6 protein-coding genes are annotated in these 3,838 nt (G+C 76.4%); 5 read left to right on the forward strand and 1 reads right to left on the reverse strand.

Translation table 11 applies throughout. The features are described 5' to 3' along the window. Positions 1 to 183: hypothetical protein (locus AB0H87_RS39195; RefSeq protein WP_360158064.1), on the reverse strand; the 183-nt coding region annotated here is incomplete at its 3' end. Between AB0H87_RS39195 and AB0H87_RS39200 the strand changes: the two genes are divergently transcribed. The 5 genes from AB0H87_RS39200 to AB0H87_RS39220 form a co-directional block, all read left to right on the forward strand. After that, positions 172 to 651 carry a glycosyltransferase family 9 protein gene (locus AB0H87_RS39200; RefSeq protein WP_360158067.1) on the forward strand — a complete coding sequence of 160 codons (480 nt, stop codon included), beginning with the start codon at positions 172 to 174 and terminating at the stop codon, positions 649 to 651. The genes AB0H87_RS39195 and AB0H87_RS39200 overlap by 12 nt on opposite strands. Further along, entirely contained in the window at positions 648 to 1,610 is a 963-nt protein-coding gene (locus AB0H87_RS39205) for a glycosyltransferase (RefSeq protein ID WP_360158070.1), read from the forward strand. The genes AB0H87_RS39200 and AB0H87_RS39205 overlap by 4 nt, the downstream gene beginning before the upstream one ends. Next, positions 1,595 to 2,776, forward strand: a complete 1,182-nt coding sequence (locus AB0H87_RS39210) for a glycosyltransferase (protein ID WP_360158073.1) — start codon at positions 1,595 to 1,597, stop codon at positions 2,774 to 2,776. Before AB0H87_RS39205 ends, AB0H87_RS39210 begins: the two co-directional genes overlap by 16 nt. After that, positions 2,773 to 3,351 carry an SIS domain-containing protein gene (locus AB0H87_RS39215; protein ID WP_360158076.1) on the forward strand — a complete coding sequence of 193 codons (579 nt, stop codon included), beginning with the start codon at positions 2,773 to 2,775 and terminating at the stop codon, positions 3,349 to 3,351. Before AB0H87_RS39210 ends, AB0H87_RS39215 begins: the two co-directional genes overlap by 4 nt. Beyond that, positions 3,348 to 3,838: PfkB family carbohydrate kinase (locus AB0H87_RS39220; protein WP_360158079.1), on the forward strand; the 491-nt coding region annotated here is incomplete at its 3' end. The genes AB0H87_RS39215 and AB0H87_RS39220, both read left to right, overlap by 4 nt.

The following is a 3,838-nucleotide window of genomic DNA, read 5'->3' on the forward strand; positions in this document are numbered from 1 at the left end:
GAGGTAGACGCCCGACTGGTCGTTGAGCACGCCGAGCACGATCCGGTCACCGGACAGCTTGCTGCCCGACGAGCCCTGCGGTCCGCCGCCGCCGCGGGCTTCGCGCTGCCACCCGGTGACGAGCCGGTGCTGCGGGTCGAGGCCGGGGCGTCGCCGCTGCAGCGCGCGTACGTGGTCGTCCACCCCGGCACGTCGGCGCCGGCCCGCGCCTGCCCGCCCGACCTCTGCGCGGCGATCGTGGACGCGCTCACCGCGGCCGGTCACCGGGTCGTGGTGACCGGCGGTCCGGGCGAGACGGACCTCACCGGGCACGTCGCGGCCGGGCCGGCCGCGGACCTCGGCGGCGCGCTGACCTGGTCCGCGCTGGCGGGGGTGCTCGCCGGCGCCGCCTGCGTGGTCGTCGGCAACACCGGCCCGGCCCACCTCGCGGCGGCGGTCGGCACGCCAGTGGTGAGCCTGTACGCCCCGACGGTGCCCTACGGCGCCTGGGGCCCGTACCGGGTGCCCACCGTGCGGCTCGGTGCCGCCGACACGCCCTGCCGCGACAGCCGCGCCGTCACCTGCCCGCTGCCCGGCCATCCCTGCCTGTCCACCGTGGACCCGGCCGCCGTCGTCGCCGCGGTCGGCGTGCTCACCGGCGGGCCGGCGTGAACGTCCTCGTCTGGCACGTGCACGGGTCCTGGATGACGGCGTTCGTCCAGGGTCGGCACCGCTACCTCGTCCCCGTCAACGCCGACCGCGATCCGTGGGGCCGCGGCCGGGCCCGCACCTACGACTGGCCCTCGTCCGTGGTGGAGGTGACCCCGGCGGAGCTGGCCGCGGCGCACGTCGACGTGGTCGTCGTGCAGCGGCCCGAGGAAATCGACCTGGCGCGCCGGTGGACCGGCCGCCGCCTGCCGGTCGTCTACGTCGAGCACAACACGCCCAAGGGCGACGTGCCCGCCACCCGGCACCCGGTCGCCGACCGCGACGACCTGCTGCTGGTCCACGTGACGGGCTTCAACGAGCTGTTCTGGGACGCCGGCGCCACGCGTACCACCGTGGTGGAGCACGGGATCGTGCCGCCCCTGGTCGTGTACGCCGGTGACCTGCCCCGGTTGGCCGTGGTGACCAACGAGCCGGTCCGGCGCTGGCGGGTGACCGGGACGGACCTGATGCCGCGGTTCGCCTCCGTGGCGCCGCTGGACGTCTTCGGCATGGGCCTCGGGCAGCTGCGCGCACGGCTCGAGCTGCCCGCCTACCGGATCGCGACGCACGAGGACCTGCCGCAGGGCCCGTTGCACGAAGCGGTCGCCCGCCGCCGCGTCTACCTGCACCTGTGCCGCTGGACCTCGCTGGGGCTGAGCCTGATCGAGGCGATGGCGATGGGCATGCCGGTCGTGGTGCTGGCCAGCACCGAGGCGGTCGAGGCCGTGCCGCCCGGTGCCGGGGTCCTGTCGACCAAGGTCGACACGCTCGTCGAGGCGGCGCGGTGGCTGGTCGCCGACCCCGACTCGGCCGGCGAGCTGGGCGCGGCGGCGCGCAAGGCTGCGGCCGACCGATACGGGCTCGACCGGTTCCTGGGCGACTGGGACCGGCTGCTGGAGGAGGAACGATGCGCATCGCGATGATCTCGGAGCACGCCAGCCCGCTGGCGGCGCTCGGAGGCGAGGACGCCGGTGGACAGAACACGCACGTCGCCGACCTGTCCTGGGCGCTGGCCGACGAGGGACACGAGCTGCGGGTCTACACGCGCCGCGACGGCGACCTGCCACCGACGGTCCGCGTCCGACCCGGGGTCACCGTGGTGCACGTGCCGGCCGGTCCGGCCGTGCCGCTGCCGAAGGACGCGCTGCTGCCGCACATGGGTGCGTTCGGAGCGTGGCTGGCCGACGACTGGGCCCGGTGGCGGCCGGACGTCGCGCACGCGCACTTCTGGATGAGCGGCCTGGCCGCCCTGACCGCCCGGGCCCGCACCGGCGTGCCGGTCGTGGAGACCTACCACGCCCTCGGCACCGTCAAGCGGCGGCACCAGGGCGACCGGGACAGCAGCCCGCCCGGCCGCGTCGGCTTCGAACGCATGCTCGGCCGCCAGGCCGACGCGGTCGTCGCGCAGTGCGCGGACGAGGTGACCGAGCTGGTCCGGATGGGCGTCCCCCGCGCCGCCGTGTCGGTGGTTCCGTCCGGTGTGGACAGTGCGCGGTTCACGCCCGAGGGCACTGTCGCGCCGCGCACGCGGCGACCCCGGCTGCTCAGCATCGGGCGGCTGGTGGAGCGCAAGGGCGTGGCCGACGTGATCGCCGCGCTGCCCCGGATCGGCGACGCGGAGCTGGTGGTGGTCGGTGGACCGGCCGCCGCGCACCTCGACGCCGACCCGCTCGTGCGCGCCCTGCGCACCGCCGCGGCCGACGCCGGGGTCGGTGACCGCGTGCGGTTCGTCGGCGGGCTGGCGCGCGACGAGGTGCCCGCCTGGTACCGCTCGGCTGACATCATGGTCACGACGCCGTGGTACGAGCCGTTCGGGCTCACCCCGCTCGAGGCCATGGCCTGCGGCGTGCCTGTCGTGGCGTCCGCCGTCGGCGGGCTCACCGACACCGTCGTCCATGGCGTGACCGGCGACCTCGTGCCGCCCCGGGATTCCGCGGCCCTCGCCGACACGGTGCGCCAGCTCCTCGCCGACCCGATGCGCCGCGTCGCGTACGCCGCCGCGGCGCTCGACCGGGCCCGGATGTCGTACAGCTGGAAGCGGGTGGCCGCCCAGCTCGGCGCCCTCTACGACGGCGTGGTGGCCGCGTGATCCCGCTCGTCGACGCGCACCTCGCCGGGCTGGCCTCGGCCCTGCCCGCGTTCGGCCGGGAGGCGGCCAAGCTGGCCCGTTGGGGTGCCGAGCTCGCCGGCACGCTGAGCCGCGGCGGTCGCCTGCTGGTCGCCGGCAACGGCGGCAGCGCCGCGGAGGCGCAGCACCTGACCGCCGAGCTGGTCGGCAAGCTGCGCGACGACCGCATGCCGCTGTCCGCGATCGCCCTCTCGGCGGAGACCTCCTCGCTGACCGCGATCAGCAACGACTTCGGCTACGACGCCGTCTTCGCCCGCCAGGTGCGCGCCCACGGGCGCCCCGACGACGTGCTCATCCTGCTGTCGACGAGCGGCACCAGCGCGAACCTGCTGGAAGCCGCCGCCGCCGGCCGGGAAGGCGGCCTGCGCTGCTGGGCGATGACCGGCCCGGCGCCGAACCCGCTCGCCGACGCGTGCAAGGAGGCGCTGGCGGTGCCGTCCGCCGACAGCCAGGTCGTGCAGGAGCTGCACCTCGTCTCGGTCCACCTGCTCTGCGAGTACGTCGACCGGGCGCTGGCCGCCGGGCGGACGCCGTGACGACCCAGGTGGTGGTGGTCGGCGACGTGCTGCTCGACCGCGACGTCGAGGGCACCGCGACCCGGCTGTGCCCGGACGGGCCCGGTGCGCCGGTGCTCGACGAGACGTCATCCACGGAGCGCCCCGGCGGCGCGGGCCTGGCCGCCACGTTCGCGGCGGCCACCGGGGCCCGGGTCAGCCTGGTGACCGCGCTCGCCGACGACGCCGCGGGAGCCCGGCTCGCCGGACTGCTGGGCGACCGGGGCGTCGAGCTGTTCGCGCTGCCCGCGACCGGTGCGACGGTCGAGAAGATCCGGCTCCGCGCCGGCGGCCGGACCCTGCTGCGGCTCGACCGCGGCGGCGGGACGGTCGCGGCGGAGCTGCCCACCGCGGTCGCCGAGCTGCTCGCCGACGCCGACGCCGTGCTGGTCAGCTGCTCCGCCCGCACCGTTCACCCTCACGTACGCCGGCTACCGCGTCGGCGCCTTCGAGGTCACCGACCCGATGC

Origin of the sequence: Asanoa sp. NPDC050611, assembly GCF_040654855.1 — a bacterium.
Lineage (GTDB): Bacteria > Actinomycetota > Actinomycetes > Mycobacteriales > Micromonosporaceae > Asanoa.